Origin of the sequence: Actinomadura scrupuli, from assembly GCF_050971785.1 — a bacterium.
GTDB classification, from domain to species: domain Bacteria; phylum Actinomycetota; class Actinomycetes; order Streptosporangiales; family Streptosporangiaceae; genus Actinomadura_E; species Actinomadura_E scrupuli.
Genome location: NZ_JBPCCU010000010.1, coordinates 254,551 through 279,241 on the forward strand (window position 1 = coordinate 254,551; position 24,691 = coordinate 279,241).

General features: G+C 72.7%; 23 protein-coding genes and 1 tRNA gene. 5 read left to right on the forward strand and 19 right to left on the reverse strand.

Annotation, left to right across the window (positions count from 1 at the left end; translation table 11 throughout):
• Positions 1 to 48: 48 nt before the first annotated feature.
• From ACRYCC_RS35440 to ACRYCC_RS35450, 3 genes are all read right to left on the reverse strand, one after another.
• The gene (locus ACRYCC_RS35440; RefSeq protein ID WP_433818301.1) at positions 49 to 1,464 is read right to left on the reverse strand and encodes a purine-cytosine permease family protein; all 1,416 of its coding nucleotides are present in this window, start codon (positions 1,462 to 1,464) and stop codon (positions 49 to 51) included.
• A 79-nt stretch (positions 1,465 to 1,543) separates the two neighbouring features.
• Positions 1,544 to 2,503 carry an isopenicillin N synthase family dioxygenase gene (locus ACRYCC_RS35445; RefSeq protein WP_433818302.1) on the reverse strand — a complete coding sequence of 320 codons (960 nt, stop codon included), beginning with the start codon at positions 2,501 to 2,503 and terminating at the stop codon, positions 1,544 to 1,546.
• Positions 2,500 to 2,979 (reverse strand): nucleoside deaminase, encoded by a 480-nt coding sequence (locus ACRYCC_RS35450; RefSeq protein ID WP_433818303.1) that lies wholly within the window; start codon positions 2,977 to 2,979, stop codon positions 2,500 to 2,502. Before ACRYCC_RS35450 ends, ACRYCC_RS35445 begins: the two co-directional genes overlap by 4 nt.
• A gap of 137 nt (positions 2,980 to 3,116) precedes the next feature.
• Here ACRYCC_RS35450 and ACRYCC_RS35455 point away from each other — a divergent pair, with 137 nt between their 5' ends.
• Entirely contained in the window at positions 3,117 to 4,631 is a 1,515-nt protein-coding gene (locus ACRYCC_RS35455; protein ID WP_433818304.1) for a PucR family transcriptional regulator, read from the forward strand.
• 24 nt (positions 4,632 to 4,655) lie between these two features.
• On the opposite strand, the gene ACRYCC_RS35460 is transcribed toward ACRYCC_RS35455, so the two are convergent.
• Positions 4,656 to 6,416, reverse strand: coding sequence for a fatty acyl-AMP ligase (locus ACRYCC_RS35460; RefSeq protein ID WP_433818305.1), 1,761 nt, complete (start codon positions 6,414 to 6,416; stop codon positions 4,656 to 4,658).
• A gap of 29 nt (positions 6,417 to 6,445) precedes the next feature.
• On the reverse strand, positions 6,446 to 7,390 hold the full coding sequence (locus ACRYCC_RS35465; protein ID WP_433818306.1) for an acyl-CoA desaturase: 945 nt from the start codon (positions 7,388 to 7,390) through the stop codon (positions 6,446 to 6,448).
• A 248-nt stretch (positions 7,391 to 7,638) separates the two neighbouring features.
• Between ACRYCC_RS35465 and ACRYCC_RS35470 the strand changes: the two genes are divergently transcribed.
• Positions 7,639 to 8,388, forward strand: coding sequence for a glucose 1-dehydrogenase (locus tag ACRYCC_RS35470; RefSeq protein WP_433818307.1), 750 nt, complete (start codon positions 7,639 to 7,641; stop codon positions 8,386 to 8,388).
• 3 nt (positions 8,389 to 8,391) lie between these two features.
• Here ACRYCC_RS35470 and ACRYCC_RS35475 read toward each other — a convergent pair whose 3' ends face one another.
• Positions 8,392 to 8,592, reverse strand: coding sequence for a DUF397 domain-containing protein (locus ACRYCC_RS35475; protein ID WP_433818309.1), 201 nt, complete (start codon positions 8,590 to 8,592; stop codon positions 8,392 to 8,394).
• Complete coding sequence (locus tag ACRYCC_RS35480) at positions 8,589 to 9,407, reverse strand: helix-turn-helix domain-containing protein (RefSeq protein WP_433818310.1); 819 nt, start codon at positions 9,405 to 9,407, stop codon at positions 8,589 to 8,591. Before ACRYCC_RS35480 ends, ACRYCC_RS35475 begins: the two co-directional genes overlap by 4 nt.
• Positions 9,408 to 9,531: 124 nt before the next feature.
• Between ACRYCC_RS35480 and ACRYCC_RS35485 the strand changes: the two genes are divergently transcribed.
• Complete coding sequence (locus ACRYCC_RS35485) at positions 9,532 to 9,957, forward strand: ATP-binding protein (RefSeq protein WP_433818311.1); 426 nt, start codon at positions 9,532 to 9,534, stop codon at positions 9,955 to 9,957.
• A 76-nt stretch (positions 9,958 to 10,033) separates the two neighbouring features.
• Here ACRYCC_RS35485 and ACRYCC_RS35490 read toward each other — a convergent pair whose 3' ends face one another.
• The 3 genes from ACRYCC_RS35490 to ACRYCC_RS35500 all read right to left on the reverse strand — a co-directional run bounded on the left by ACRYCC_RS35490 (position 10,034) and on the right by ACRYCC_RS35500 (position 13,604).
• Positions 10,034 to 11,197: a glycosyltransferase family 4 protein gene (locus tag ACRYCC_RS35490; RefSeq protein WP_433818312.1), complete on the reverse strand. Its 1,164-nt coding sequence runs from the start codon at positions 11,195 to 11,197 to the stop codon at positions 10,034 to 10,036.
• Positions 11,194 to 13,350, reverse strand: a complete 2,157-nt coding sequence (locus ACRYCC_RS35495; RefSeq protein ID WP_433818313.1) for an amylo-alpha-1,6-glucosidase — start codon at positions 13,348 to 13,350, stop codon at positions 11,194 to 11,196. Before ACRYCC_RS35495 ends, ACRYCC_RS35490 begins: the two co-directional genes overlap by 4 nt.
• A gap of 181 nt (positions 13,351 to 13,531) precedes the next feature.
• Positions 13,532 to 13,604: transfer RNA gene (locus ACRYCC_RS35500), tRNA-Asn, on the reverse strand.
• A gap of 171 nt (positions 13,605 to 13,775) precedes the next feature.
• Here ACRYCC_RS35500 and ACRYCC_RS35505 point away from each other — a divergent pair.
• Positions 13,776 to 14,084, forward strand: coding sequence for a YtxH domain-containing protein (locus ACRYCC_RS35505; protein ID WP_433818314.1), 309 nt, complete (start codon positions 13,776 to 13,778; stop codon positions 14,082 to 14,084).
• Positions 14,085 to 14,156: 72 nt separating this feature from the next.
• Here the strand turns inward: ACRYCC_RS35505 and ACRYCC_RS35510 are convergent, their stop codons facing one another.
• Genes ACRYCC_RS35510 through ACRYCC_RS35550 form a run of 9 tightly spaced genes read right to left on the reverse strand, consistent with a single transcriptional unit; the run spans position 14,157 to position 23,252 of the window.
• Entirely contained in the window at positions 14,157 to 14,663 is a 507-nt protein-coding gene (locus ACRYCC_RS35510; RefSeq protein ID WP_433818315.1) for a hypothetical protein, read from the reverse strand.
• Positions 14,664 to 14,705: 42 nt separating this feature from the next.
• Complete coding sequence (locus tag ACRYCC_RS35515) at positions 14,706 to 16,025, reverse strand: MGH1-like glycoside hydrolase domain-containing protein (protein WP_433818317.1); 1,320 nt, start codon at positions 16,023 to 16,025, stop codon at positions 14,706 to 14,708.
• A gap of 49 nt (positions 16,026 to 16,074) precedes the next feature.
• Entirely contained in the window at positions 16,075 to 16,950 is an 876-nt protein-coding gene (locus ACRYCC_RS35520; RefSeq protein ID WP_433818318.1) for an HAD family hydrolase, read from the reverse strand.
• Entirely contained in the window at positions 16,947 to 19,652 is a 2,706-nt protein-coding gene (locus ACRYCC_RS35525) for a phosphoribosyltransferase (RefSeq protein ID WP_433818320.1), read from the reverse strand. The genes ACRYCC_RS35520 and ACRYCC_RS35525 overlap by 4 nt, the downstream gene beginning before the upstream one ends.
• Entirely contained in the window at positions 19,649 to 20,788 is a 1,140-nt protein-coding gene (locus ACRYCC_RS35530; protein ID WP_433818321.1) for an HpcH/HpaI aldolase/citrate lyase family protein, read from the reverse strand. The genes ACRYCC_RS35525 and ACRYCC_RS35530 overlap by 4 nt, the downstream gene beginning before the upstream one ends.
• 10 nt (positions 20,789 to 20,798) lie before the next feature.
• Positions 20,799 to 21,374, reverse strand: a complete 576-nt coding sequence (locus ACRYCC_RS35535; RefSeq protein WP_433818322.1) for a TerD family protein — start codon at positions 21,372 to 21,374, stop codon at positions 20,799 to 20,801.
• 31 nt (positions 21,375 to 21,405) lie between these two features.
• Positions 21,406 to 22,524 (reverse strand): DUF475 domain-containing protein, encoded by a 1,119-nt coding sequence (locus tag ACRYCC_RS35540; RefSeq protein ID WP_433818323.1) that lies wholly within the window; start codon positions 22,522 to 22,524, stop codon positions 21,406 to 21,408.
• Complete coding sequence (locus tag ACRYCC_RS35545) at positions 22,521 to 23,099, reverse strand: TerD family protein (protein ID WP_433818325.1); 579 nt, start codon at positions 23,097 to 23,099, stop codon at positions 22,521 to 22,523. The genes ACRYCC_RS35540 and ACRYCC_RS35545 overlap by 4 nt, the downstream gene beginning before the upstream one ends.
• A 30-nt stretch (positions 23,100 to 23,129) precedes the next feature.
• The gene (locus ACRYCC_RS35550) at positions 23,130 to 23,252 is read right to left on the reverse strand and encodes a hypothetical protein (protein ID WP_433818327.1); all 123 of its coding nucleotides are present in this window, start codon (positions 23,250 to 23,252) and stop codon (positions 23,130 to 23,132) included.
• 201 nt (positions 23,253 to 23,453) lie between these two features.
• On the opposite strand from ACRYCC_RS35550, the gene ACRYCC_RS35555 reads away from it, so the two are divergent.
• A complete protein-coding gene (locus ACRYCC_RS35555) occupies positions 23,454 to 24,686 on the forward strand; it encodes a molecular chaperone DnaJ (RefSeq protein ID WP_433818329.1) in 1,233 nt (410 codons plus the stop codon).
• Positions 24,687 to 24,691 lie beyond the last annotated feature (5 nt).

The window sequence follows — 24,691 nt, forward strand, 5'->3', positions numbered from 1 at the left end:
ATCGTTCGACGATCGATTGCATGATCACGAAGGGGTGGTCGAAGGTGGTCAGGGGTTGGGCTGGTCGGGGGTGGCGGGTTTGGCCAGGAGAGGGCGGAGTGCCAGATAGACCACGGCGGAGATGACGAACCCGATCTCGAAGGCGATGTCGCCGATGGATGGGAACTCCTTGGCGACCAGGCCGACGTACTTCTGCTGGTTGGAGAACAGCCAGACCGACAGGACCACGCCGGCGACCATCGCGATCGGGCCCGCCCAGTTGCTGTAGTGCCGGTCGAACAGCTGGGCGCCGGTGTCTCGGCCGTGCCGCAGCAGCTGGTCGACGAGCACGACCCCGAGCCACGGCCCGATCCAGTACGCGATCACCAGCAGGAAGCCCTCGTACTTCGCGCCGGCGTCCTCCAGCCCGAAGTAGGCCATCACCAGGCCGATGCCGCCGAAGGCCCCGGCGACGATCGCACGGCGCAGCGCGAGCGGCAGCTTCACGCCCATGGCCACGAACGACATGGAGCCGGAGTAGACGTTGAGGGCGTTCGCCGCGATCGCGCCGATGGTGATGGCCAGCAGGGTCAGCTTGCCGAGCAGGTCCGGCAGGTGCCCGGTGAAGACGCCGGTCGGGTCGCCCAGCGCGTTGCCGCCGATGGTCGCGGAGGCGGCGCCGACGATCTCCAGCAGGGTGCAGGACAGGAACAGGCCCAGCCCGGCGGCGAGCCCGACGGCCCGCTTGCCGGCGTCCGGCGCCAGATAGCGCGTGTAGTCGGCGGCGTAGGGGTTCCAGCCGGCGGCGTACCCGAACGCGGCGCCCACCGTGAGCAGGAAGCCGCCCGTGCCCCCGCCGGGACCACCGGCGTGCCCGGGGTGCGACTTCGACAGGATGACCACCGCGGCGATCGCGAAGATCACCGCCAGCAGGGGGAAGGCGTACTTCTCGAAGGCCTGCACCAGGTTGTGGCCGAAGAACCCGATGACGACCATCGCCGCGACCACGATGAGCAGGCAGAGCGGCTTGGGCATGCCGGTGAGCGTGTTCAGCGCCAGCGTCCCGCTGACGCTGTTGACCGAGAACCAGCCGATGCCCGCGACGACCGCGTTCAGCCCGGCCGGGAGGGCGTTGCCGAGGAAGCCGAAGGACAGCCGGCCGAGCACCATCTGCGGCACCCCGTGCCGGGGCCCCTCCGCCGAGAGCAGGCCGTGCGTGACGGCGCCGAGCCCGCTGCCGAGGGCCAGCGCCAGCGCCGCCTGCCAGAAGCTCAGGTTGAACGCGGCGATGGACAGCACGCCCACGAAGATGGTCGCGAACTCGAGGTTGGGAGAGGTCCAGGTCCAGAACAGCTGGCGGGGCCGGCCGTGCCGTTCGGCGAGCGGGATGAACTCCACCCCGCCGGGCTCGATGGTCGTGACTCTGGTGCCGTACTCCCCCTCCCGGACGACGACGCCCGGGTCCGGGTCTTGGATGACCGTCATGCGCGTGCCTTTCACTGTGCCGGGGGTTTCGCTGGGCCGGGGTTTCGCTGTGCCGGGGTGGGAGGGGATCGGGACCGGTTCAGCCGATGGTGATGGCGTTGAGCTTGTCCATGAGGTAGTCGGCCGCCCGGACGGGTTCGTACGCGACTGTGCCGACCGGTGCGCCGAGGGACTCGATCAGGGCGCCGGGGTTGACCTCGTAGAAGTAGATGAGGGAGATCAGCTCCTCGTCGGGGGCGCTGGGGTCGGGCGGCAGCACCCGGTGCCGGTTGGACTTCCACCGGTCGCCGGTCCAGCGGGCGAGCAGGTCCCCGATGTTGATGGTGAAGGAGTCCTCGACGTACGGCGCGGTCTCCCACTCGCCGTCGCGGGTGTAGACCTGCAGGCCGCCCACCCCGTGCTGGCGGTCGAGGATGGTGACGGTGCCGAAGTCGGTGTGCGGGCCGATCCGGAACTGCCCCGGCTCCGGCTCCCCCAGCTGGGACAGCGGCGGGTAGCGGTTGATGTTCATCGTGTACGAGGGGTGGTCGGCCCTGGAGGTGAAGAAGCCGGGGGCCAGCCCGAGCGCGGCGGCGCACAGCTCCAGCAGCTGGCCGGCGAGCGCGCGCATCCGGCCCAGGTAGTCGACGATCAGGGCTTCCAGCTCGGGCACCTCGGCGGGGTAGACGTTCTCGCGGAACCAGTCGGCGTCGATCGCGGGGTCGCCGGTCGGCTGGTCCGCGCCGACGGCGAAGGTCTCCTTGAGGTCCGGCGGGGTCTCGGTGCCCTCCGCGTAGCCGTTGGCCTCCACCCCGGGCGGCAGCCAGCCGCGCTCTCCGACGGTGACGGCGTACCGCCGCTTGGTCTCCTCCGGCAGCGCGAAGAAGCGCCGGGCCGCGGTACGGACCTCGGCGCGCAGGCCGGCGGGCACCCCGTGGCCGGTGACGAGCAGGAAGCCGATCTCGCGCAGGGCGGTGTCGACCTGCTCCGCGACCCGCCGGCGGCCGGCGTCGTCGCCGTGGAACCAGGGCGTGAGGTCGATGACGGGCACGGCGCTCATGGGGTGGGTTCCTCTCCGATGTCCTCGAACCACAGGTCGGGGCGGTCCTTGATGAAGTCCGTCATCAGGGCGACGCACTCGGGGTCGTCGAGCAGCACCACCTCGACGCCGTGCCGGGCCAGCCACTCGTGCTGGCCCGTGAAGGTCCGAGCCTCGCCGACGACCACCCGGGAGATGCCGAACTGGCGGATCAGCCCGCTGCAGTACCAGCAGGGGGACAGGGTCGTCACCATGGTCGTGCCCCGGTAGGTGCGCTGCCGGCCGGCGGCGCGGAAGGCCGCGGTCTCCCCGTGCACGGAGGGGTCGTCGTCCTGGACCCGGCGGTTGTGACCGCGGCCGAGCAGCCGGCCGTCGGCGGCGAACAGCGCCGCCCCGATCGGGATGCCGCCCTCCGCCAGCCCGGTACGCGCCTCGTCGAGGGCGACCCGCAGCAGACCGGCCGGTTCGAGGACCGATTCGTTGGTGTCTATGGCCACCCGCTCACTATGAACAATCACCGGCCGCCCGGGAACTGACAGAACGTCCGTACTATAGGCGGTGCTCCGCGACGTTCCGTAAGTAAGGATTCGTACGAGACCATCCGTACGGGGCGATCGCGTACGAGGAGGACCCGATGCCGCTGAGGCTGCGCGACGTGCTGTCGCTGGAGGCGCTCCGCGACGCCAGCCCCGAGGTGCTCGCCGGGGAGCGGTCCCTGGACCGGGTGGTGCGGTGGGTGCACTCCAGCGAGATCTTCGAGATCGGGCCGCTGCTGACCGGGGGCGAACTGCTGCTCACCACCGGCCTGGGCCTGGCCGGCACCGACGCGGGCGCCCGCCGGCACTACCTGCGCGAGCTGGCGTCCCGCGGGGTGGCCGGGGTGGCGCTGGAGCTGGGCCGCACCTTCCCCGAGGTGCCGCGCGAGCTGGTGGACGAGGCCCGCCGCCAGGAGCTGCCCTTCATCCTGCTGCGCTCGGTGGTGCCGTTCATCCGGATCGCCGAGGCCGCCAACACCCTGATCGTGGACCGCTCCGGGCAGCGGTTGCGGCTGGGCGACTCGATCAGCCGGGCGCTGAACGAGGCCCTGATCGCCGGGGCGGGCGTCCCCGGCGTCCTCGCGACCGCGGCGGAGTCGCTGGGCACCCCGCTGGTGCTGGTCGCCGAGAACGGCGCGCTGGTGGCCGCGCACGGCGTCACCGGCGACCGGCAGGCCTGGCAGGTGGCCGGTGAGGCCGCCGCGGAGGCCCCGGTCACGCTGCACGGCTCGGTCTGGGGGCGGCTCGTGGCGGGCTCCGGCTCGGCCCTGCCCGCGGAGGATCTGGCCGACGCGCTGGACCGCACGGCGGTCGCGCTGGCGCTCGGCATGCTGCGCACCGGAAGCCCGCCCAGCGCGCGGGACCGGCAGGCGTCGGCGCTGCTCACCGATCTGATCGAGGACAACGTCGCGGGCCGCGCCGAGGGCACCGTACGGGCGGCGCTGGCCGGCTTCCAGCCCGGCGCGGACCATCAGCTCGTCGGGGTCGCCGCCGACGCCGTGGAGGTCTCGGCGGCGCTCGCGGTGCTGGACCGGGCCGCGGTGATCCTGCACACCCAGGCGCTGCGCGGCCGGGTGTCGCGGCTGGTGCTGGGCGTGCTGACCGTCCCGCGAGGGGTGGTGGACGCGGCGGGGGCGGCGCACCAGGCCGTCGACGAGGCGCTGCGCCGGCTCGGCGCCTCCCACGTACGGGTCGCGATCGGCCACTCCGCCACCGAGCTCGGCGACCTGGGCGGCTCACTGCGCGACGCCCGGGCCGTCCTCGGCCTGCGCCCCGCGGCCCGGCTCTCGACCGCCCGCTCCCTCGCCCTCGACCTGGAGCTGACCCGCAGCGGCGACACCGGGCACCTGGACCAGCTGGTCCGCCGTACGATCGCGCCGCTGGTCGCCTGGGACGCGGCACACCGCTCCGACCTGGTGCGCACCCTGGAGGTGTTCCTCCTGCACGGCAGCAGCGCCACCCGCGCCGCGGGCGCCCTCCACCTGGGCCGCCAGTCGTTCTACCAGCGGCTCCAGCGGATCGAGACCCTGCTCGGCTACTCGGTCACCGACCCGGACGTGCACGCCTCCCTGCTGATGGCCGCCACCGCCCACCGCCTCCGCACCGCCACCTGATCAGACTCAGGACCTCCGCGGGTGTCAGAGGTCGGTGCGGGTGAGGGAGCCGTCCAGGTAGGCCTGGCGGCAGGCGGAGCGGGCGATCTTCGCGCTGCTGGTGCGGGGCAGGGTGCCGGGCTCGATGAGCACGAAGTCGTGCAGCCGCACGTCGTGCTCGGCCTTGACCGCGGCACGGGCGGCCTGGGCGATCTGCTCGGGGTCCAGGTGGGCGATGGGGAACCGGCGGTTGCGCTCGGCGATGACGACGACGCCCTCGGTGTCGCCGCCGATGTCCTGCGCGCTGACCGGGACCGCCGCGACGTAGTCACGGCGGATCGCCTCGTGCACGTTGTGGACGGTGTGCTCGATGTCCTGCGGGTAGTGGTTGCGGCCGTCGACGATGATGAGGTCCTTGATCCGGCCGGTGACGTAGAGCTCACCGCCCCACCAGAAGCCCAGGTCGCCGGTGCGCAGCCAGGGCCCCTCCGGGACCTCGTCCTGCATGGGCGCCGCCAGGGTCGCGGCGAAGACCTCCTGGGTCTGCTCGGGCCGGCCCCAGTAGCCCTTGGTGACGTTGGGGCCGTGCACCCAGATCTCGCCGACGTGGCCCTCCGGGCGCGGCACCCGGGTGTCACGGTCCACGATGAGCACGTGCTGGCCCCAGGTGGGACCGCAGCCGACCAGGGTCGTCGCCTGGTCCGAGCCCTCCGGGCAGGGCCGGGCCACTCCCTGGGTGAGCCCCTCCGAGTCGAAGGCGGTCGTGGTCGGCAGCCGGTCCTTGCGGGCGGCGGTGACGTAGACGGTCGCCTCGGCCAGCCCGTACGCGGGGACCTGGGACTCCGGCTTGACCCCGCACTCCTGGAACGCCTCGAAGAAGGCGTCGAGCGTGCCCGGCCGGATCGGCTCGGCGCCGTTCATGAAGACCGAGACGCCGCTCAGGTCGAGGTCCCGCTTCTCCTCCGCCGTGACCGTGGCGGTGAGGTACTCGTAGGCGAAGTTGGGACCGCCGGTGTAGACGTCGTCGTACTCGCTGAGCAGTTGCAGCCAGCGCACCGGCCGCATGATGAACGCCACCGGGTCCATGAACGCCCCGGCGTTGCCGTAGACCATCGGCAGGCCGCAGATCGAGACCAGCCCCATGTCGTGGAACATCGGCAGCCACATCACCCCGGTCGAGACCCGGGGGGCGCCCTCGAACGCCGCCCACAGCTGCTCGGCGTTGGCGGCCAGGTTGCCGTGCGTGATGATCACTCCGGCGGGCACCCGGGTGGAGCCGGAGGTGTACTGGAGGTAGGCGACCTCGTCCGGGTCGATCTCCTCCGGCGACCACGGAGCGCCCGGCTCCAGGGTGTCCACGGCGATGATCTGCTTGGGACGCGGCACCGGGTTGCCGTCCAGGAACGCCTCCACCTGCGGGAGCACCGAGGAGGTCGTGACGACGCACTCGGGATCGGCGTCGGTGTAGACCGCCAGCAGGCGTTCGGCGTGGCCGGGCAGGTCCGGGGAGAACAGCGGGACCGCGATCAGGCGGGCCCGCATCGCGCCGAAGAAGGCGACGACGTAGTCCATGCACTGGGGGGCCAGGATCGCGACCCGCTCGCCGGGCTCGCTGACCTGGCGCAGTGCCGCAGCGACGGCGTCGACGCGCCGCTCCAGCTCGCTCCAGGAGACGTCGATCCGTACACCGTCGAGCTCGGTGGAGTAGTCCATGAAGGTGTAGGCGCGGTCGTCCGGGAACTCCCGGGCCCAGCGCGCCAGGCGGCTGATGAGCGGGGTACGGTCCAGTTCCGGCAGAGAGGTCATGCGAGTGCTCCAGTGAAGAAGGGGCGATTTCAGGAGATGCGGCGCGCGGCCAGCCGCTGCTCGTCGGGCCAGCGGACGTCCCAGGCCCAGCCGAGCTTCTCGAAGATCCAGATGACCCGGGCGCTGAGGTCGATCTGACCCTTCAGCACCCCGTGCCGGGCGCTGGTGGGGTCGGCGTGGTGCAGGTTGTGCCAGGACTCGCCGAACGACGGGATGGCCAGCCACCAGACGTTGCGGGAGTGGTCCCGGGTGGCGAAGTCCGCGCCGCCGAAGACATGGCAGATCGAGTTGATCGAGAAGGTGACGTGGTCACCGGCGAAGACGCGCAGGAACCCGGCCCAGAACAGCGCGGTGACGGCACCGTGCCAGGACAGGGTCAGCAGCCCGCCCAGCGCCATCGGCACCGCGAACGTGGACAGCACGATCACGGCGTACACGGGGTTGAGCGACAGGAACCGAATGTCCCGGTCGGCGAGCAGGTCCGGGCAGAAGCGCTTGCGCGAGCTGCGGTGCTTGTTGAACAGCCAGCCCATGTGGGCGTGGAAGAGCCCCTTGGTCAGCCCCCACACCCCCGGGCCGTACGCCCAGGGCGAGTGCGGGTCGCCCTCCTGGTCGGCGTACTTGTGGTGCCGCCGGTGATCGGCCACCCAGCGGACCACCGATCCCTGCATCGACTGGCCGCCAAGGATCGCGAGCACGATCCGCAGCCAGCGCTTGGCCTTGAACGAGCCGTGGGTGAAGTGCCGGTGATAGCCCACCGTGATGCCGATGGCGTTGAGCGGGTACAGGACCGCGAAGATCGCGACGTCCGTCCAGCCGAGCCCCCAGCCCCAGAAGAACGGGACGGCGCACAGTACGGCGACGATCGGGCCCACCACGAAGAACACGATCGCCACCCGCTCGAAGAGCGGGACGGGAGTGGGGGAGATATCCGGGTGCGAAGCCCGGCCGGCCTCCGTGGCCGCTGCCGTCATGGGAGTCCTCCGTTTCGGTCGATGGCCCGCGCTGGAGGCGCTGTGCGCGTGCGCGTGACCATGACCGTACGGTCACGGGCCGGGAGGTTACTTTCGAGTCAACTCCGTTTTTTACCCCTCGGCGTTGTCAACCGGGTCACAACGCCCGCGCCGGCCGGCTCATCCCCAGGCGTCCATGGACCCCCCGTGGCATTGCCTCGACTGAGTCCGGGGCAGGACGTACCGATCCGATCGGCGGGGGGAAGGCCATGGGACAGCTCGACGGCAAGGTCGCGGTCGTGACCGGCGGCACCACCGGCATCGGCCTGGCCACCGCGCGGCGCTTCGCCGAGGAGGGCGCGCACGTCTTCGTCACCGGGCGCCGCAAGGCCGAACTCGACGACGCGGTGGCACGGATCGGCGGCCACGTGACCGGCGTGCAGAGCGACGTCTCCGACCTGAGCGACCTGGACGAGCTCTACACCGCCGTGGCCGAGCTGGGCCGCGGCCTCGACGTGCTGTTCGCCAACGCGGGCGGCGGCGAGTTCGCGCGGATCGAGGACGTCTCCGAGCAGCACTTCGACCGGACCTTCGGCATCAACGTGAAGGGCACGCTGTTCACCGTGCAGAAGGCGCTTCCGCTGCTGAACGACGGCGCCTCCGTGATCCTGACGTCCTCGACCGCCGGCAGCGAGGGCAACGAGGCCTTCAGCGTCTACGGCGCGACCAAGGCCGCCGTCCGGTCCCTGGCACGGTCGCTGACCGCCGAGCTCAAGGGCCGCGCCATCCGGGTGAACGCGGTCAGCCCGGGCCCGATCGACACGCCCGGGCTCACCGGTCTGGCGGCGGACGAGGCCGGCGCCGAGCAGCTCCGGGAGGCGCTGATCAGTAAGGTCCCGCTGGGCCGGCTGGGACGTCCGGAGGAGGTCGCCGCGGCCGTGCTGTTCCTCGCCTCGGAGCAGAGCAGCTTCGTCGCCGGCATCGAGCTCTTCGTCGACGGCGGCGCCGCCCAGGTCTGACGCCTACGGATCCAGGCGATCGGACTTGACGGCGGCCAGGAAAGCGGCCACTTCGGGACGGGCGAAGACCAGGACGGGACCGGCCGGTTCCTTGCTGTCCCGGATGCCGACGGTGCCGCGAATCCGCGCGACCTCGACGCACTGATCATGCTGGCCGCTGCTCCGGATGCTCTTGCGCCAGGTGGCATCGGCGAAGTCACTCATAGAGCATCCCTAATCTCGCTTATCAGACGTTCTGTGTCCTTTGCGGGCAGGACTACTGACCTGATCAGATCGTAGGACTCTTCCAGCCGTTTCACGACAGCCGGGTCGTTGACGATCCGGCCCGTACCGCCAGGACCTACGACATAAGCCGCGTCCGGCCCCTCGTCGAATGAGAAGAGCGTGAACGCGGCCGTGAGCCCGACATGTGCGCCGGTCCGGGCCGGGATGACCTGAAGGATGACGTTGGGCTTGCGCATCTCCTCCAGCAATCGGGTGAGCTGGGCTTTCATCACCTCGGGCCCACTGATGGGCCGCCTCAGCGCCGCCTCGTCGAGGATGACCAGGACTCGCGGCGGAGGTTCACGTTCGAGTGCCGCCTGCCTCTGCAACCGCACCTCCACGATCTCGTCCACCAGATGAGGAGCCGTGTCGGCGAGCACGAGTGCACGGATGTACGGCTCGATCTGGAACAGGCCGGTGATGAGCGTGGGTTCGAAGATCTTGATGATCGTGGCCGACCCCTCGTGGCCCGCCAGTGACCGGATCGACTCGGGCAGCCGCTCCTTGAGTACGAGCGGCAGCACGTCCTGGAAGAACGTGCCCGTGCCGTAGATCTTGTCGAGGGTCAGCGCGGCGTGCTCGTCGGGCGCCCGGCTGCCCAGCTCGATCTTGCTCGCGTGCTCGGCGCTGCAGTTGAGCTCGCGGCCCAGCTCGTCGGGCGACCAGCCGCGTTCGAGCCGCAGGGCCCGCATGCGGCCACCGAACAACCCGGCGGCGGACTGCGTCTGATCAATCGTTTTCGGTCTGCGGCCCATGGGGGATGTCCTCGTCTCGGAGTTCCGGACCGTTTGAAGGAGACGGCAAAAAGCACTTCCGAGCGTAGTCATCCGGCTACACCCTGGGAGTCCGAACATCCGGAACGAGCGACGGGCCTCCCCCATGACCACCCACCGGCCGACCCAGGACGACCCCTTCACGATGGTGCTCGAGCCGGTCCCCGAGGCCGTCGGGCAGGCCCGCGACCTGGTCGGGACCGTCTTCGCAGGCTGGGGCCTGGACGCCGACACCGCCCGCCTGATCGTCAGTGAGCTGGCCACCAACGCGGTCCGGGTGTGCGCCCCGGACCAGTACGTCGTCGTACGCGCCCACCTCACCGGGTCCGTACCGACGATCGAGGTGTGGGACTGCTCCGACGAGACGCCCGTCGCCGGCGATCCGGGCCTGACCGACGAGAGCGGCCGGGGACTGCTGCTGGTCGGTCTGCTCTCCTCGCGCTGGGGCGTACGGCCCCGTACCGAGGGCGGGAAGGTCGTCTGGGCCGAGCTGCCCGGCGACCCCGGGACGGCGGCGCCCGCGCGGCCGTAGCCCGGCGGGCCGAGGCCAGGGCCGAGACCGAGACCGGGCCGAAGCCGGGCCGGGGCAGACGGCCGCGTCCGGGTCCTCAGCGCGCCGGGCGCCCGGTGGGCGCGGCCTCGCCGAGCCGGGTGGCTGTGGCGGTGGCGCGGGCACCGGTGAGCCCCGCGTACACGCGCTCGTATCCGGCGGCCATGACCGCGACGTCGAAGCGGCGTTCGGCATGCCGCCGGCAGGCCACCGGGGACAGGGCACCGGCGGCGTCGATCGCCGCGGGCAGCTCCGCCGGGTGGTCCCGGACGCATCCGGTCACCCCGTCGACGACGATCTCGGGCACGGATCCGCGGCGCAGCGCGACGACCGGGGTGCCGCAGGCCATCGCCTCGATCATCACCATGCCGAACGGCTCGTCCCAGGTGATCGGGAACACCATGCAGTGCGCCGCCGCGTAGAGCAGTCGTTTCGCCCGCATGTCCGCCTCGCCGACGAACTCGGCGCCGGCGCCCAGCCGCGGCCGTACCTCGGCGTCGAAGTAGGCGCGCTCCACCGGCTCCAGCATCTTGCCCGCCAGGACGATCGGCCGGCCCGCCCGCCGGGCCGCCTCGATGGCGAGATGGGCTCCTTTGTCAGGGCTGAACCGGCCCAGGAACAGGACGTAGTCGTCCTTGCGGGCGCGAAAGGGGAAGTCCGCGACCCGCAGCCCGTTGTGCACCGTGCCCGCCCAGCGCACGTCCGCCGCGAGCCGCCGCTGGGCGTGCGATATGGCGACCAGGTGGGTGACGGAGGACAGGTGGCGGTAGTAGTCGGCCATCTCCCCCGAGCACGGGCCGTGCGCGGTCACGACCGTCGGGACGGGGCGGCCCTTCGCGGTGAGCGGGCCGGCCAGGGAGTGGTCGTGCACGAGATCGACGTCGAGGTGGTCCAGATAATGGCTGATCCACGCGGCCTGCAGCACCTCGGGCAACGATTCGCCCAGCCGCTCCGAGGGCGGCACCTCGTAGGTGCGCAGGAGCCGGGCGCGGGTGCCGTTACGGCCGGCCGCGACCATGACGACGTCGTGCCCGCGCTCGATGAGGGCGTCGGCGAGACCGGCGACCAGCGTCTCTATCCCCCCGTAGGCCCGCGGCGGCACCGAGAACCAGGGCGGCAGGGCCAGCGCGACGCGCAGCCGGCCGGTGCGGGGCGCGGTCGCCGGCCGCCCGCCGGGCCAGGGGCCGCCGGGCGCCAGGTGCAACCCGCCGGTACCGCTCATGCCGCCTCGCCGGGGGGCAGCGCCGCGGTCAGCGGCGCTCGCGGCTCCTCGACCAGTTCGATGCCCGGCGGCAGCCCCGTCACCTCCAGCCGTCCGTCCGCCACGTGGATCGAGACCCGGCTCCCGGCGAGATTGAACCGGTCGATCCGCAGATCTCCCAGCTCGGGCGGCAGCACGGGCGCGAGCCACACCTTCCCGTGCGGGATGGCGGGGTCGAACCGCAGCAGCACCCGGAGCAGGTGCACCGGGGTCGCCGCCGCCCACGCCTGGGGCGAGCAGGAGGTGGGGTAGGGCACCGGCCGCCGGTACTCGGACCGGTCGAAGCCGCAGAACAGCTCCGGCAGCCGCCCGCCGAAGCTCTCGGCCGCGTCGAGGAGGCTCAAGGCGATGCGCTGGGCCTGCTCGACGAAGCCGTACCGCATGAGGCCCGCGGCGACCACCGCGTTGTCGTGCGGCCAGATCGACCCGTTGTGGTAGCTCATCGGGTTGTAGGCGCCCATCGAGGAGGCGAGCGTGCGCACGCCCCACCCGGCGAACATCTCCGGGCTCATCAGCCGGTCGGCGACGGCGGGCGCCTTGTCGCAGTCGAGGATGCCCGTCAGCAGGCAGTGGCCCATATTGGAGGCGAGCGCGTCGATGGGCCTCTTGTCGCGGTCCAGGCCCACGGCGTACCAGCCCTTGTCCGGCAGCCAGAACGCCTCGTTGAAGCTCCGCTTCAGCGCCGCGGCCCGGTTGACGTAGTGGGCGGCGGTGACCTCGTCGCCCATCTCCCTCGCGAAGTGCGCCCGGGCGACGTAGGCCGCGTAGACGTAGCCCTGCGCCTCGGCGAGGGCGATCGGCGGCTGGGCCAGGGTGCCGTCGGCGAAGTTGATGCCGTCGAAGGAGTCCTTCCAGCCCTGGTTGACCAGGCCGAGATCGGTCTTCCGCCGGTACTCGACGAAGCCGTCGCCGTCCAGGTCGCCGTAGTCCTCGATCCACTGCAGGGCCCGGTCGGCATGCGGCAGCATCTCCTCGACGATGTCGTCGTAGAGCCCCCAGCGCCGCAGCTCGCCCAGCAGCATGACGAACAGCGGGGTGGCGTCGACCGACCCGTAGTAGGCCACGCCGCGCGGCCTGCCGTGCAGCAGGCCGAGGTCGACGCCGTGGCGCAGCTCATGCATGATCTTGCCCGGCTCCTCCTCGCTCAGCGGGTCGACCCGCTCGCCCTGGAGTTCCGCCAGGACGCGCAGGGTGCCGAGGGCCGGCGACTGGTCCAGCGGCAGGGTCATCCAGGAGGAGATGAGCGAGTCCCGCCCGAAGATGGTCATGAACCACGGGGCTCCGGCGGCGATGGCCGGCGGCTGGTCGGGGCGCTCGTGGTCGAAGATGCGCAGCGAGCCGAGATCGGCCCGGCTGCGCCGCAGGGCCGTGCGCAGGCCCGGGTGCAGGGTGGAGACCGTGGGGCTGCCCCGTTCCCAGGCGTTCTGGCGCCGTGCCGGGCCGGCGTGCTCGATCGGATGGTGGGTGGGGAAATGCGGCTCCAGCTCGGTGCCGTCGATCAGCGGCTGCACCAGCACGGTCGTCTCCCAGGTGCCACGGGGCGGCACGGCCACCCGGAAGGCCAGCTCGCCGCAGCTCACCGTGGCCCCCGTGGCGCTCACCCGTACCCCGCGCTGCCTGTCCCGGAACTGGGAGACGATCAGCAGGCCGCCCTCGACCGCCGTCACCGAGCGCGTGCCGCGCTCCCTGCTGAGCCCCGCCTTGACGTCGAACAGATCGGCGAGATCGGACTCGGCCCGCAGCACGAGGTGCAGGCCCGCGGGCTCCCGGGACAGGTTCCGCACCACGATGTCCTCGCGCATGCCCCCGCCTACGTACCGGGCCCGGGTGACCAGCAGGGTGCTCTCCGCCTGGCCCGGCCGCGGCCGCCCCCGTCCCACGAACGTCGCCGAGAACGGCTCACCCGGTATCACCGCCATCGGCTCGGCCGGTCCGCCGTCGATCTGGAGCTCCCAGTGCGACAGCAGGCGGGTGTCGCGGAAGAAGATCCCTTCGGTGCCCCCGGGCGTGATGTCACCGCCGGGCCCGCAGACGCAAAAGGCCGTGCCCTCCACGAGGGTGACGGCGCCCGGGCTCGGTGCGGCCGGGATCTCCTGAGCAGCCGGTTCGCTCACCCTGCCCCCCGTAGTGGACTCGCATGCGCTCCCACCTGGACGTTCCCCTCAACAGTACGACGGGGAGGATCCGGGGCGGTCGGGCAGGCCGGGGGCGGTCGGGCAGGCCGGGCGGCGGGACTCGACAGGCGGGACATGACGAAGGCGCGGACCGCAGTGGTCCGCGCCTGGCCGGGCGGTGCTCCCGCGAGTGGACTCGAACCACTAACCTGCCGGTTAACAGCCGGCTGCTCTGCCAATTGAGCTACGCGGGATCGTCGATGCCGATGATGTTGCTCCGCACACCGGCTGGACTAGATTAGCGCATCCGCAGAGGTGTTCGCTCCGCGCCGCTCCCAGGTCACGCCCTCCCGCACCCCCCGGCCGGACTGCTCCGGTTTTTGCTGGGTACGTCTACGCGCGATCGAACAACAGGGAGATGAATCATGAAGTATCGCGCGACATTCATCGTGGGAGCGGCCGTCGGGTACGTGCTCGGCACCCGGGCCGGCAAGGAACGCTACGAGCAGATCAAGCGGGCCTCCAACCGGGTCGCCGAGAACCTCCAGCTGCAGGAGACCGCCGAGGTGCTGCGCGCCCAGGCCGGCGACAAGGTCGGTACGGCGCGCGAGAAGGTCAGCGGCACCCTGCACGAGAAGTTCGGCGACAAGGCCGACAAGATCCCGGGCATGCACCGGCAGACCGGCGACGAGCTCCGCGAGCACCCGTCCCCGACCGCCCCGACCCGTCCTTGACCGCCCCCGGAGCCGTCGTGGCCGGGCCCCTCGCGGCGATGTGAGGGGCCCGGCCAGGGCGGCTGGGGGCGATCACAGACCCGTCTGGCGGCGAAGATCCTCCAGCAGCTGCTCCGCCTGGGCGCGCAGCCCGGCATCGGAGGGATCGAGCCCGGCGTCGAACACGAACGTCCAGCGCGGCTCACCCCCGTCGCGGCCGCGGCGCCCGACGATGCGGACCCCGCCCCCGCCGGGCAGCGCGCCGTACTGGCTGACCACGATCGTCGCGGTGACCCGCTCCTGCACGGCCCCGGGCACCGCCCCCGGCTCGGCCAGCCCGACGTGATGCCCGCCGTCCCCGCCGACCTCGCGGATGTGCAGCCAGCCGTCCTTCCACTGGGCGCGCTCGATGCGCTCCCACGGCAGCCGGACGAACCCCGCGTCCGGGGCGGGCAGGTACAGCGCGTCCGCGGTGACCACGGTGTACGACCCGCCACGGGTCGTGGCGTGGGCGAGCACGCGCTCCCCCCGCCGCAGGGACAGCGCGTCGCGCACGGCCGGGGGCAGCCGGGCGACCTTGAGTGACCACCGGGGTTTCATGGGTCCACGCTACCGAGGCCCCGCACCGCCGGGGGCCGCCGATCACGCCGCCCGCGGGGCCCGGCGGGCGGCGAGCAGGTCGAGGACCAGGGCCGCGGACCCGCTGAAGTCGTTGCTGCCCCTGCCGGTGCCGTCGAAGGGGTCGAAGAACTCCCGGAAGCCCGACTGCCGGACCAGCCGCAGCGTCGACCCGTACATGAGGTCGGCGATCACCGGGAGACCGTGGCCGGAGGCCCCGAGCCAGATCAGCCAGTTGATAGTGAGCCAGGTCGGCCCGCGCCCGTAGGAGGACCGGTCGAACATCGGGGACTGGATGTCGCAGGTGGGCACCGGATAGCCGGCCGCCCCGGCGAACCGGGCGGACAGCAGCAGGTCGGCCAGCGCGCGCAGCGGCGCGGCCGGCAGCTCCGGGTCGAGCAGCGGGCCGAAGGCCGCGACCGTGGCGACCGGGAGGCGCCGGCCCGCCCGCAGGTCCCGCGCCCGGAAACAGCCCGCCTCCTCGTCCCACAGCCGGTCCAGGAGGGCCTCATGGATCCGCAGCGCCGCCTCCCGGTGCGGCCCCGGGTCCGCGCCGACGATGCCGGCGATCTCGACCAGGGCGTGGGTCGAGGCCAGGTAGACGGCGTTGACCAGCGGATCCTCCACGGCGAAGGGATGGACGTCGCGCAGGTGCTCGTCGCGGTACCCGGCGTCCCGCAGCGTCGTGACCAGCCAGACATAGCGGTCGTAGTCCGTGCCGGTGGGCAGGCCCCGGGGGGTGTGGCAGGACGCGTACGTCGACGGGGGGAGCTGCAGGGCGGCCAGCGGGCGGTCCCAGACGGGGCTGTTGTCCAGGCCCGACTCCCAGGGATGGCAGATCGACATCAGCCCGCCCCCGGCGATGTCGCGGATCTCCGCCAGGTAGCGGTGCTGGGCCACCAGCAGCGGGTACAGGCGGACCAGGAAATCCCGGGCCGCCGCCGCGTCACCGGCGCCCTGGTAGACCCGCAGTGCCGCCAGCGCGTGCAACGGCGGCTGGGTGATCCCGGAGGTCTCGACGTCCCGGGGCGCCGCGGCCTGCTTGCGGCTGCGCCACAGCTCCGGCCCGGGGAAGTAGGCGTGCCGCACCAGCGCCGGGTTGAACACGATGTGCGGCACCAGCCCGTTGGCCCACTGCCCGCCGAACAGCGACAGCAGCTCCTGTTCCGCCCGGTCCTGGCGGTACCGGGCCAGGCCCATGCACACGAACGCCGAGTCCCACCCCCACTGGTGCGGGTAAAGCCCAGGCGAGGGGATCGTGGCGGCACCGGTCCAGTTCGCGTCGAGCACACGCGCGGCGGCCTGCCACAGGACGGACTCGTCGCCGGTCAGACGAGGGCTCATCCTCTTAGAGTGACCGGTCGGTAGCTTCCTGGCCACCCTGTGGAGCCGGTTAAATTCCGCGCACCGGGACGGGGAGGGGGTCCGGAGGGAGGGTCCGCCAGGGCCCGGTGGCGGGAATCAGCGTGGGATCGAGGGCCCGGTCGAGCAGCCACCCGGCGATCTCCTCCCCCGCCGCCACCCCCCGGGCCGCGGTGACCTGGATCCGGGCGGAGAGCCCGCCCGCCTCGGCGAGCTCACCGTGCGCCGGGCGGATCGCCGCGTCGGCCGCCTCGAGCAGCTCCCCGTCGAGCAGGGAGTCACCGGCGGCCAGCAGCGCGCCCGCGCCGCTCCGGCGGGCCACCTCGACCGCCGCCGCCGACTTGGTCAGCGCCCGGGGCAGGCAGTAGATCTTGCGGCCCTGCACCGACGTCGTCCAGCCGAGCTCCGCGCACCAGGCGGTCAGGCCGGCGATCCAGGCGGCGGGCGGCGCGGCCCGGTCGATGACCAGATAGCAGAACAGCTCCGAGGCGATCCGCGGCCGGGACGCGTAGTCGCCGCTCACCTCCGCCAGATGGCCGAAGACCTCGCCGGGGGACGCGCAGCCGTCGGTACGGGCCCGTACCCGCGCCGACCAGTCCTCGTCCTCGACGCCGTCCACCAGCAGCCGGCCGCCGTTGGCGCAGATGGCGTAGCGTGGCGGCCCGCCGGGCAGCCGCACGCGGGCGTACTGCTCGGGGGTCCGGGTCGTCGTCGGCACCAGCAGCGCCGCGCCGCCCAGCCGTTCGAGCCGCTCCGCGGCGACCTGTGTGACGTAGGACAGCGGGAGCTCCTGGTAGAGCTCGACGCACCTCAGCGGGGGCTCCTGCGGTGCGGGGCCACCGCCGTCCATCGCCGCCCTGGAGTAGATCAGGGTGCGGTCCAGGTCCACGCACACGAGGGTCGTCATGACATCGGCCTGATCAGGCCCACACAGGCGTACGGCAGGCCCTCCGGGTCCACCTCGACGACCGGCACGCCGCGCTCGGCCGCCAGCAGCCGGATGTGCGCGAGCTCGGCTCCGGCGTCGGCGCGGGCCAGGATCCGCCACGGCACCCGGCGCAGCAGCACCCGGGTGGTCTCCCCCACGCCCGGTTTGATCAGATTGGTGTCGCCGATGCCGTACCGCTCGCCGATCCGCCGCACGGCCGCCCAGCCGGACCAGTCGGGTGTCCGGTCGGCGGCGGCGTGCGCGGCCCGGTCCGCGGCCACCCGCCCGGCGACCGCGCCGAAGCGGGCGCAGACCGTGTCGAGGAACGTCGCGGAGACGTCGGCGCCGGCCAGGGCGGCGTAGAACTTGGCGCCGTGGAAGTCGCCGGGCCCGATCAGGCCGCGGTTCAGGACCGTACGGCTGACCAGCCCCGACACCGTGGAGTTCAGGCAGGCGGACGGGATCAGGAAGTCCTCGCGGGTACCGAAGATCGGCACGCACCGGCCGGGATCGGCCAGCACCGCGAGCTCGTCGGGGAAGCGCCGTCCGGTCGTCTTCTCGTGCCCGGCCAGCGCCTCGGTCAGCTCGGTGGCGATCGCGCCCTTGCCCGTCCAGCCGTCCACGAACATGACCTGAGCTGGGTCGTGGCGGGCGGCCAGGTAGCGGAGTGCCACCTCGTCGATCCCCCGGCCCCGGACGATGCTGGCCGCGTAGTGCGGCAGGTCGAGGCCGTGCGCGTACGCCGCCCAGCGCCGCACCAGGATGCCCACCGGGGTACCGGCGCGGGCCAGCGACACCAGGACCGTCTCCGGCCCGCGCTCGGCCAGGATCAGCTCGGTGATGAGCCCCACGGCGTACGCCAGCCGGGTCGCGGAGGCGTGCAGGGCGTCGTGGAACAGCCGCTGGTACTCCGGGCCGGGCTGGTACTCCACCGGCAGCGACTCGGCGTAGTGGGCGGTGCCCGCCTGGATGGCCTCCTCGCGCTCCTCCGCCGGGGCCTCCAGCCGCACCCCGGACAGGTCGGTGAGCAGCCAGCCGACGTCCTGCGCGCGGTAGCTGCCGAACTCGGGCCCGCGCAGCGGCCGCGGCAGCGGCTCCGGCTCCGCCGCGGGCCGCCCGGCCGGGGCCGCGGTCACCGCGGGGAGCGCGGCGCGCGCGGGGAGCGCGGCGCGCGCGGGGAGCGCGGCGTGCGCGGCGTGCGGCGGGGTCACGGCCAGCAGCACCGGCGCGCCGAGCGCCGTCAGCAGGGCGAGCAGGCCGCCCGGGGCGTGCAGCGCCGGGGTGTCGGCGGCGTGGTCGACCACCAGCACGATCGCGTCGAACCCGCGTCCCGGGTCCGAGCCGGGGGCGACGTTGTAGGCGTAGCGCTCCCCCGGCCCGTCGGCCGGGGCGTCGTGGGCCGGGAACGCGAGCCGGGTACGGATGGCGTAGCCCGGATCGTCGACCGCCAGCACCGGTGAGCGGGTGGTCGTGGAGAAGCGGACCTCGGCCGTCCCCAGCGAGTCGGCGAGCGTCTCCGCCAGCCGCAGCGGCAGGTACATCAGCTCTTCGAAGCCCAGAACGAGCACTCTCGCCCGCGGGTCGCCGGGCCGCCCCGGCTTCTCTCCCGCCAGGCCCGGCGGGTTTGCCGAATCCGGCAGGGCGGCGGCGATCCGGCCGGCCATGGCGGGCAGGGCCGGCTCCAGCAGCGCCCGGTGCCGCGGGGTGAACCCGTGGCGCCCACCGTCCGGCAGGCCCGCCGGCCACCCGAGCTCGACCCGCCGCACCGCTCCGGCGACCGCCGGGCCCGCGCGGCCGGGCGGCGGGTCGCCCACCCGCAGGGAGGTGAGCAGGCGCTCGGCGGTGTCCAGGATGCCGGGCGGCAGCAGCACCCGGCCGGTGGCGAGGGAGAGCGTGTCCACCCGGGCGCCGAGCTCGGCGGCGAGCGCGGTCATCGCGGCCCGGTCGTCCGGCCCGCGCATGTCCACCAGGGACGCCACGACGTAGTGGCGGCGCGGGCGTACGGCGTGCAGGGCCCGCAGGGTGTTGCGCACGGTGGTGCCGGTGGACAGCTCGTCGTCGACCAGCACCAGCGGCAGCCCGGTGTCCAGCGGATGGCCGGGGCCCGGCAGCAGCAGATGGCCGGTGGCGTGGCTGTGCTCCTCCTCGAACCCGCCGTAGGCGGCGACACCGTCGACGGGACGGCGGGTGGAGTGCAGGTAGTGGGCACCGCCCAGGGCGTCGGCGACCGAGTGCCCGAGCCCCGTGGCGGTCTCGGCGTAGCCGAGCACCACCGCCTCCACCGGCGGCCCGGCGGCCGCGCGAAGCCCGTCCCGGAACGCCGCGGCGGCTCCCGGGGCGCCCGTCAGCGCCCGCGCCAGCGGCTCCCAGGGGGCGGGTGCCCCGGCACCGGTGAGGACGTCGCGGACCAGGCCGCCGAGCAGCAGGCCCGCGCCGTGGACCAGCCGGGGATCGGCGGGCACGTGCTTGCCCAGCACGGTGGAGACCAGCAGATGGGCGCGGCGGGGATTGCGGCGCACGGCCAGCCCCACCAGGTCGGCCAGGCGGACCGGCCCGGCACCCGCTCCGGCGCCCGCTCCTCCGGAGCCGTCGACCCGCACGCCGAGACGGGCCGCCACCCATTCGCCCGGCCAGGCCCGCCCGGCCTGCCCGGCCGGCCCGGCCGGCCCGGGGACGGTCACGCGGCGGTCGCCGCGGCGTCGAGCAGGTCGGCGACGGTGACGCCCTCGGCGGCGACCCCGAACACCTGCGCCCGCAACTGGAGCCGCTGCGCCCACGCCCGGTGCGGCTTGGCCTCGTTCATCTTGTTGGAGTAGCGGCTCGCCAGCACGCCGCCCGCGCCCACGTCGTTGAAGGAGGCCAGGATGTCGGCGGCGTCGCAGTACTCCTCGTGCGTCACCACCGACAGGGCGTGCACCGCGGCCACGTGGGTGGGGTGGATCACGGTCTTGCCGGTGAGCCCGTTGGCCTTGTCCAGGTGCACCTCGCGCATCAGGCCGTCCAGGCCGAGACCGCGCCACCGGTCGTGCCGGGCGAAGAACTGCGACCGGGGCATCCGGGTCCTGCCGAAGTACTCCCAGACCGGGCCGGTGATCACGAACCCGCTGCCGGCCCGGCCCAGGATGTTCACCACGTCGGAGATCAGGCCGGCGACCGGCTGGATGTCGTAGATGGTCAGCTCACGGGGCCTGCGCAGCCCGTAGGCCGAGCACAGGTCGGTGGCGCCCAGCCGCACCGCCAGGACCCGTGACCGGTGCTTGGCCAGCAGCAGCGAGATGTCGTGCAGGGTCTCCGCCCGGGACTCGAGGTAGATCGCCTCCGGGCTCTCGATCACCGGCATGCCGTAGAGCCGCAGCCCGGTCGCGTCCGCCGTACCGGCGAGGGCGTCCAGGAACGCCGCGCCGGAGGAGCCGGTGAACTTGGGCAGCACGAACCCGCTGACGTCCTCCGCCGCCGGGCCGAGCCGGGCGACCATATCGGGGATCTGCTCGGGGGCCCGGACCCGGATGAACAGCAGCGGCCGTGAGCCCTCACCGCCGCCGTGCGCCTCGCGCAGTTGCGCGACCAGGTTGGCCTCCGCCTCCGGCACCTGGTCGTCGGCGATGGCGTCCTCCAGGCAGATCACCATGCTGGTGACGCCACGGCCGGCGCTCCGGCGGATGTCGGCCGCGAGCGCGGGCCGGATCGCGGGAGCGTAGAGCGTGGCACCGAGGGCGACGGCGAGCACCTCCGGATCGTCGTCGCGGGTGAAAGCCTGAGGCTCCCGGTGGAACAGCCGCCGATGCCGTGCCGGCGCCAGCCGGGCGAAATGACGCATGGACGCCCGGCTACAGGAACGCCGCAACCGCGGGCAGCAGGTGCTGGAAGGTGCGCCCGGTCGCGGGAGCACCGATCGCGGTCATGGACCAGCCCTGACCGTCCCGGGAGACCTTCGCCATGATCTGCGCGCTGTGCGAACCGCCGCCCGACAGCTCGTACCGGGCGATCTCCTGGCCGTTGCTCTCGTCGATGAGCCGGCAGAAGGCGTTCTGGATCTGGGAGAAGTCCTGCCCGGTGAACGAGTTGACCGTGAAGACCAGCTGGTCGACCTGCGCCGGGACCCCGGTCAGGTCGACCCTGATGGACTCGTCGTCGCCCTCACCGGCGCCGGTCGTGTTGTCGCCGGTGTGCAGGACCGACCCGTCCTTGCTGCGCAGCTGCCGGAACCAGACGGCGTCGGCGAGGTTGCCGCCGCCGTCGAAGAGCAGGCAGGAGGCGTCGAGGTCGATGGTCTGGGGCCTGGACCCGAACAGGCCCTTCTTGGGCGCCGCGTCCCAGCCCAGGCCCATCCGGACCTGGGTCAGTGTCCCGCCGCCCGGTTTGGTCAGCGAGACCTTTTGTCCCTTTTGGAGCGATATCGACATACGTGTGTTCCTTCATCGGGGGTTGATCCGGTCACACGCGGCTGAACTCGAATTCCTTTTTTCCGGCCGCTCCGCCGGCGGGAAGTCTCGCTCGCCGGTTCCGGATGATCGAGGAGAGCATCGAGGCGATGATCAGGATCGCGCCGGTGAGGCCGCTGACGACCTCGGGAACCTCCCGGGAGACACCGACCAGCATGGTGACCGCGAGGGCGCCGATCGCCCAGTGCGCTCCGTGCTCCAGGTAGATGTACTCCGCCAGGCTGCCCTTCTTGACGAGGTAGACCGTAAGCGAGCGGATGTACAGCGCGCCGATGCCGAGGCCGGCGGCGATGATGAACAGGTTGCTGCTGATCGCGAACGCGCCGATCACACCGTCGAAGGAGAACGAGGCGTCCAGCACCTCGAGGTACAGGAAGAGGAAGAACGCGGCCTTGCCGGTGGCCAGGACCGCTTTGTTCGGCCCGGTGCGCTCCGGCTCGCCGGACTCCTCCGGGTCGTCGTCGGAGCTCCCGGCCGCCATCTCCGCGCCCTGCGCCACGAACAGCTCACCCAGCCCGTTGACCAGCAGGTAGGTCACGATGCCGAGCACACCGGCGATCATCACTGGCGAGGGGTCGTCGGCGAAGATGCCGCCGACGACCGCCAGCGCGATCGATGCCACCACGACCGACAGGTGGTCAAGCCTGCCGATCTTGGCGAGCGGGCGTTCCAGCCAGCCCAGCCACTTCACCGCGCGCTCCTCGAAGATGAAGTCGAGGAACAGCAGCAGCAGGAATATCCCGCCGAAGGCGGCGATCATCGGATGGGCCTCGTCGAGCTTCGCCGCGTAGGCCGCCCCGTCGTTCATGGCCAGGTCGAGCGCCTGCAGCGGGTTGAGCTTGGCGGTGATGCCGACGATGACCAACGGGAACAGCAGGCGCATGCCGAAGACCGCGACCGCGATGCCGATGGTCAGGAAGATCTTCTGCCAGAACTCGCTCATCCGCTCGAGCACCTTGGCGTTGACCACGGCGTTGTCGAAGGACAGCGAGATCTCCAGGACGGCGAGGATCGCCACCGTCGCCAGTGCCGTCGGGCCGCCGAGCACGACCGCGGCCAGCAGGCCGGCTGCGGTGATGGCGAAGGACCAGCGGAACGTTTGGAAGATCATCCGACGTTGACACCGAAGTCCATGGCGATGCCGGCGAGCCCGGACGCGTATCCCTGGCCCACGGCGCGGAACTTCCACTCGCCCTGGTTGCGGTAGAGCTCGCCGAACACCATGGCGGTCTCGGTGGAGGCGTCCTCGGAGAGGTCGTAGCGCGCGAGCTCGGAGTTGTCGGCCTGGTCCACCACCCGGATGAAGGCGTTGCGCACCTGCCCGAAGGCCTGGCCGCGGTTGTCGGCGTCATAGATCGACACCGGGAACACGATGCGCTCGCACTCGGGGGGCACGGTGTTCAGGCTCACCCGCACGACCTCGTCGTCGCCCTCGCCGGCTCCGGTGAGGTTGTCACCGGCGTGCTCGACCGAGCCGTCCGGGCTGCGCAGGTTGTTGAAGAACACGAAGTGCTGGTCGGACAGCACCTTGCCCGCGCCGTCCAGCAGCAGCGCCGACGCGTCCAGGTCGAATTCGGTGCCGGTCGTGGTCCGCACGTCCCAGCCGAGCCCGACGAGGACGGCGGTGAGGTTCGGAGCGGCCTTCGTCAAAGAGACGTTGCCGCCCTTGGCCAGGGAGACTCCCATGAGTTGTGTTTCCCTCTCGTCAGATCGTCGTCAGAAGGTGACGCCGAAGTCCACGGCGATGCCGGCCGGCCGGATGCCGGCCCCTGACCCACCCGGCCCAGGATCCCGCTTGGTGACCGGAACGTCACCGCTCTTCGTCAAGGTGACGAACATCGGGCCTCCCAGGTTCCAATGGTGTTCACTCTGCTCAACGTCCGGGACTACGACGTTGTTCGCAAGGTTAACGTTCCCTTTGCCGGGCGGGAACAAAGGTCGCGAGGTCCGTGCCGCCGCGCGGAGTCCTCGACGGCCTCCCCGCGCGGCGCGTGCGCGACACTGAAGACCGGCGGAGCCTGATCGGAAAGGGAGGTCGCCGTGCAGAGATCCGGCCGTGGCCGGGGGGCTCAGGCCCTGGCGGCGGCGACCGCCGCCAAGGACGCGGCGGCGAACGCCTTCTACGAGATGGACCAGGCACAGCGTTATGTCGCCGGACGGGTGATGATCTTCGCGGACCTGGACCGCGACGGCGCGCGCCGCACCCAGGCCGAGTTCGCGGCGCTGACCGAGACGGCCGACACCGCGGCGTCCGCCTACATCGCGATCGTCGACGCCCACGATCTCAACGACCCCAACCGCACCCCCGCGGAGTACGACGCCGCGGAGCGGGCCTTCGGCGCGGTGATCGGGCGGCTCGTCGAGGCCACCGCCCGGTTCAACGAGTGCGCCGAGCGGATCACCCCGCAGCTGGCCCGGCTGGAGGCCTCGCTGGACCGGCTGGCCGCCGCGCTGACCGCGGCCCGGGAGACGGTGGCCGCCGCCGAGGCCGCGATCGCCGCGGCCCGCACCGCCGGCATGGACCCCTCCGGGCCCGAGCGGGACCTCGCCCCGGTCCGCGAGGCGCTGGCCCAGGTCGGCTCCCAGGGGCTCGGCGGGCTGGGCCTCGCCGGTGCCCTCGAGGTGGCCGGGCGGGCCCGGGAGACCGCCGAGCGGGTCCGGGACGCCGCGCTCGAGCTCCCTCAGCTGGCCGGGAACGTCCAGCGGTCGCTGGTGGCCATCCGCACCCGGGTCGACGTCGTCGCGGGCCGCCAGGGCCCGGTGGAGGCCGCTATGAGCCAGCTGCGGCGGCGCTACTCGACCGCCTGCTGGCAGGATCTCAAGGACGTGCCCGCCACCCTGCAGGCGGCGGTCGGCCGCGCCCGCGAACGGCTGGCCGAGGCCGAGGCGTACTCCGGCCGGCGCGAGTGGCAGGCCGCCCAGCAGGCGGTCACCTCGGCGCGCACCGAGCTCACCGCCGCCGACCGCCGGGCGGGCCAGGTCACCGGCCGGCTCGCCGACCTCGACGCGGCGGCCGCCGATCCGGCCAAGCCGGCCGCGACGGTGCGGTTCGCCGTACGCGACGCCCAGCGCCTGGCCACGGTGCAGCCGGGCGGTCCGGCGCCCGGGCACGTCCGGGTGCTGGACACGCTCGTCGCGCGGCTGGACGCCGCCGCCGGGAAACTGACCGGCCCGCACCCGGACTACTGGGCCTACCTCACCGAGCTGGAGGCGATCAAGACCGCCGCCGCCGACGTGGTGGCCCGGATCCGCGCCGAGCGCGCCGGCGGGTAGCCGGG

Coding starts and splice junctions, on each gene's coding strand:
- ACRYCC_RS35530 (WP_433818321.1), bottom strand. CDS start 20,788: ATGCGTCATTTCGCCCGGCTGGCGCCGGCACGGCATCGGCGGCTGTTC.
- ACRYCC_RS35470 (WP_433818307.1), top strand. CDS start 7,639: ATGGGACAGCTCGACGGCAAGGTCGCGGTCGTGACCGGCGGCACCACC.
- ACRYCC_RS35540 (WP_433818323.1), bottom strand. CDS start 22,524: ATGATCTTCCAAACGTTCCGCTGGTCCTTCGCCATCACCGCAGCCGGC.
- ACRYCC_RS35480 (WP_433818310.1), bottom strand. CDS start 9,407: ATGGGCCGCAGACCGAAAACGATTGATCAGACGCAGTCCGCCGCCGGG.
- ACRYCC_RS35445 (WP_433818302.1), bottom strand. CDS start 2,503: ATGAGCGCCGTGCCCGTCATCGACCTCACGCCCTGGTTCCACGGCGAC.
- ACRYCC_RS35440 (WP_433818301.1), bottom strand. CDS start 1,464: ATGACGGTCATCCAAGACCCGGACCCGGGCGTCGTCGTCCGGGAGGGG.
- ACRYCC_RS35505 (WP_433818314.1), top strand. CDS start 13,776: ATGAAGTATCGCGCGACATTCATCGTGGGAGCGGCCGTCGGGTACGTG.
- ACRYCC_RS35490 (WP_433818312.1), bottom strand. CDS start 11,197: ATGAGCGGTACCGGCGGGTTGCACCTGGCGCCCGGCGGCCCCTGGCCC.
- ACRYCC_RS35485 (WP_433818311.1), top strand. CDS start 9,532: ATGACCACCCACCGGCCGACCCAGGACGACCCCTTCACGATGGTGCTC.
- ACRYCC_RS35460 (WP_433818305.1), bottom strand. CDS start 6,416: ATGACCTCTCTGCCGGAACTGGACCGTACCCCGCTCATCAGCCGCCTG.
- ACRYCC_RS35465 (WP_433818306.1), bottom strand. CDS start 7,390: ATGACGGCAGCGGCCACGGAGGCCGGCCGGGCTTCGCACCCGGATATC.
- ACRYCC_RS35455 (WP_433818304.1), top strand. CDS start 3,117: ATGCCGCTGAGGCTGCGCGACGTGCTGTCGCTGGAGGCGCTCCGCGAC.
- ACRYCC_RS35475 (WP_433818309.1), bottom strand. CDS start 8,592: ATGAGTGACTTCGCCGATGCCACCTGGCGCAAGAGCATCCGGAGCAGC.
- ACRYCC_RS35520 (WP_433818318.1), bottom strand. CDS start 16,950: ATGACGACCCTCGTGTGCGTGGACCTGGACCGCACCCTGATCTACTCC.
- ACRYCC_RS35550 (WP_433818327.1), bottom strand. CDS start 23,252: ATGTTCGTCACCTTGACGAAGAGCGGTGACGTTCCGGTCACCAAGCGG.
- ACRYCC_RS35510 (WP_433818315.1), bottom strand. CDS start 14,663: ATGAAACCCCGGTGGTCACTCAAGGTCGCCCGGCTGCCCCCGGCCGTG.
- ACRYCC_RS35535 (WP_433818322.1), bottom strand. CDS start 21,374: ATGTCGATATCGCTCCAAAAGGGACAAAAGGTCTCGCTGACCAAACCG.
- ACRYCC_RS35545 (WP_433818325.1), bottom strand. CDS start 23,099: ATGGGAGTCTCCCTGGCCAAGGGCGGCAACGTCTCTTTGACGAAGGCC.
- ACRYCC_RS35515 (WP_433818317.1), bottom strand. CDS start 16,025: ATGAGCCCTCGTCTGACCGGCGACGAGTCCGTCCTGTGGCAGGCCGCC.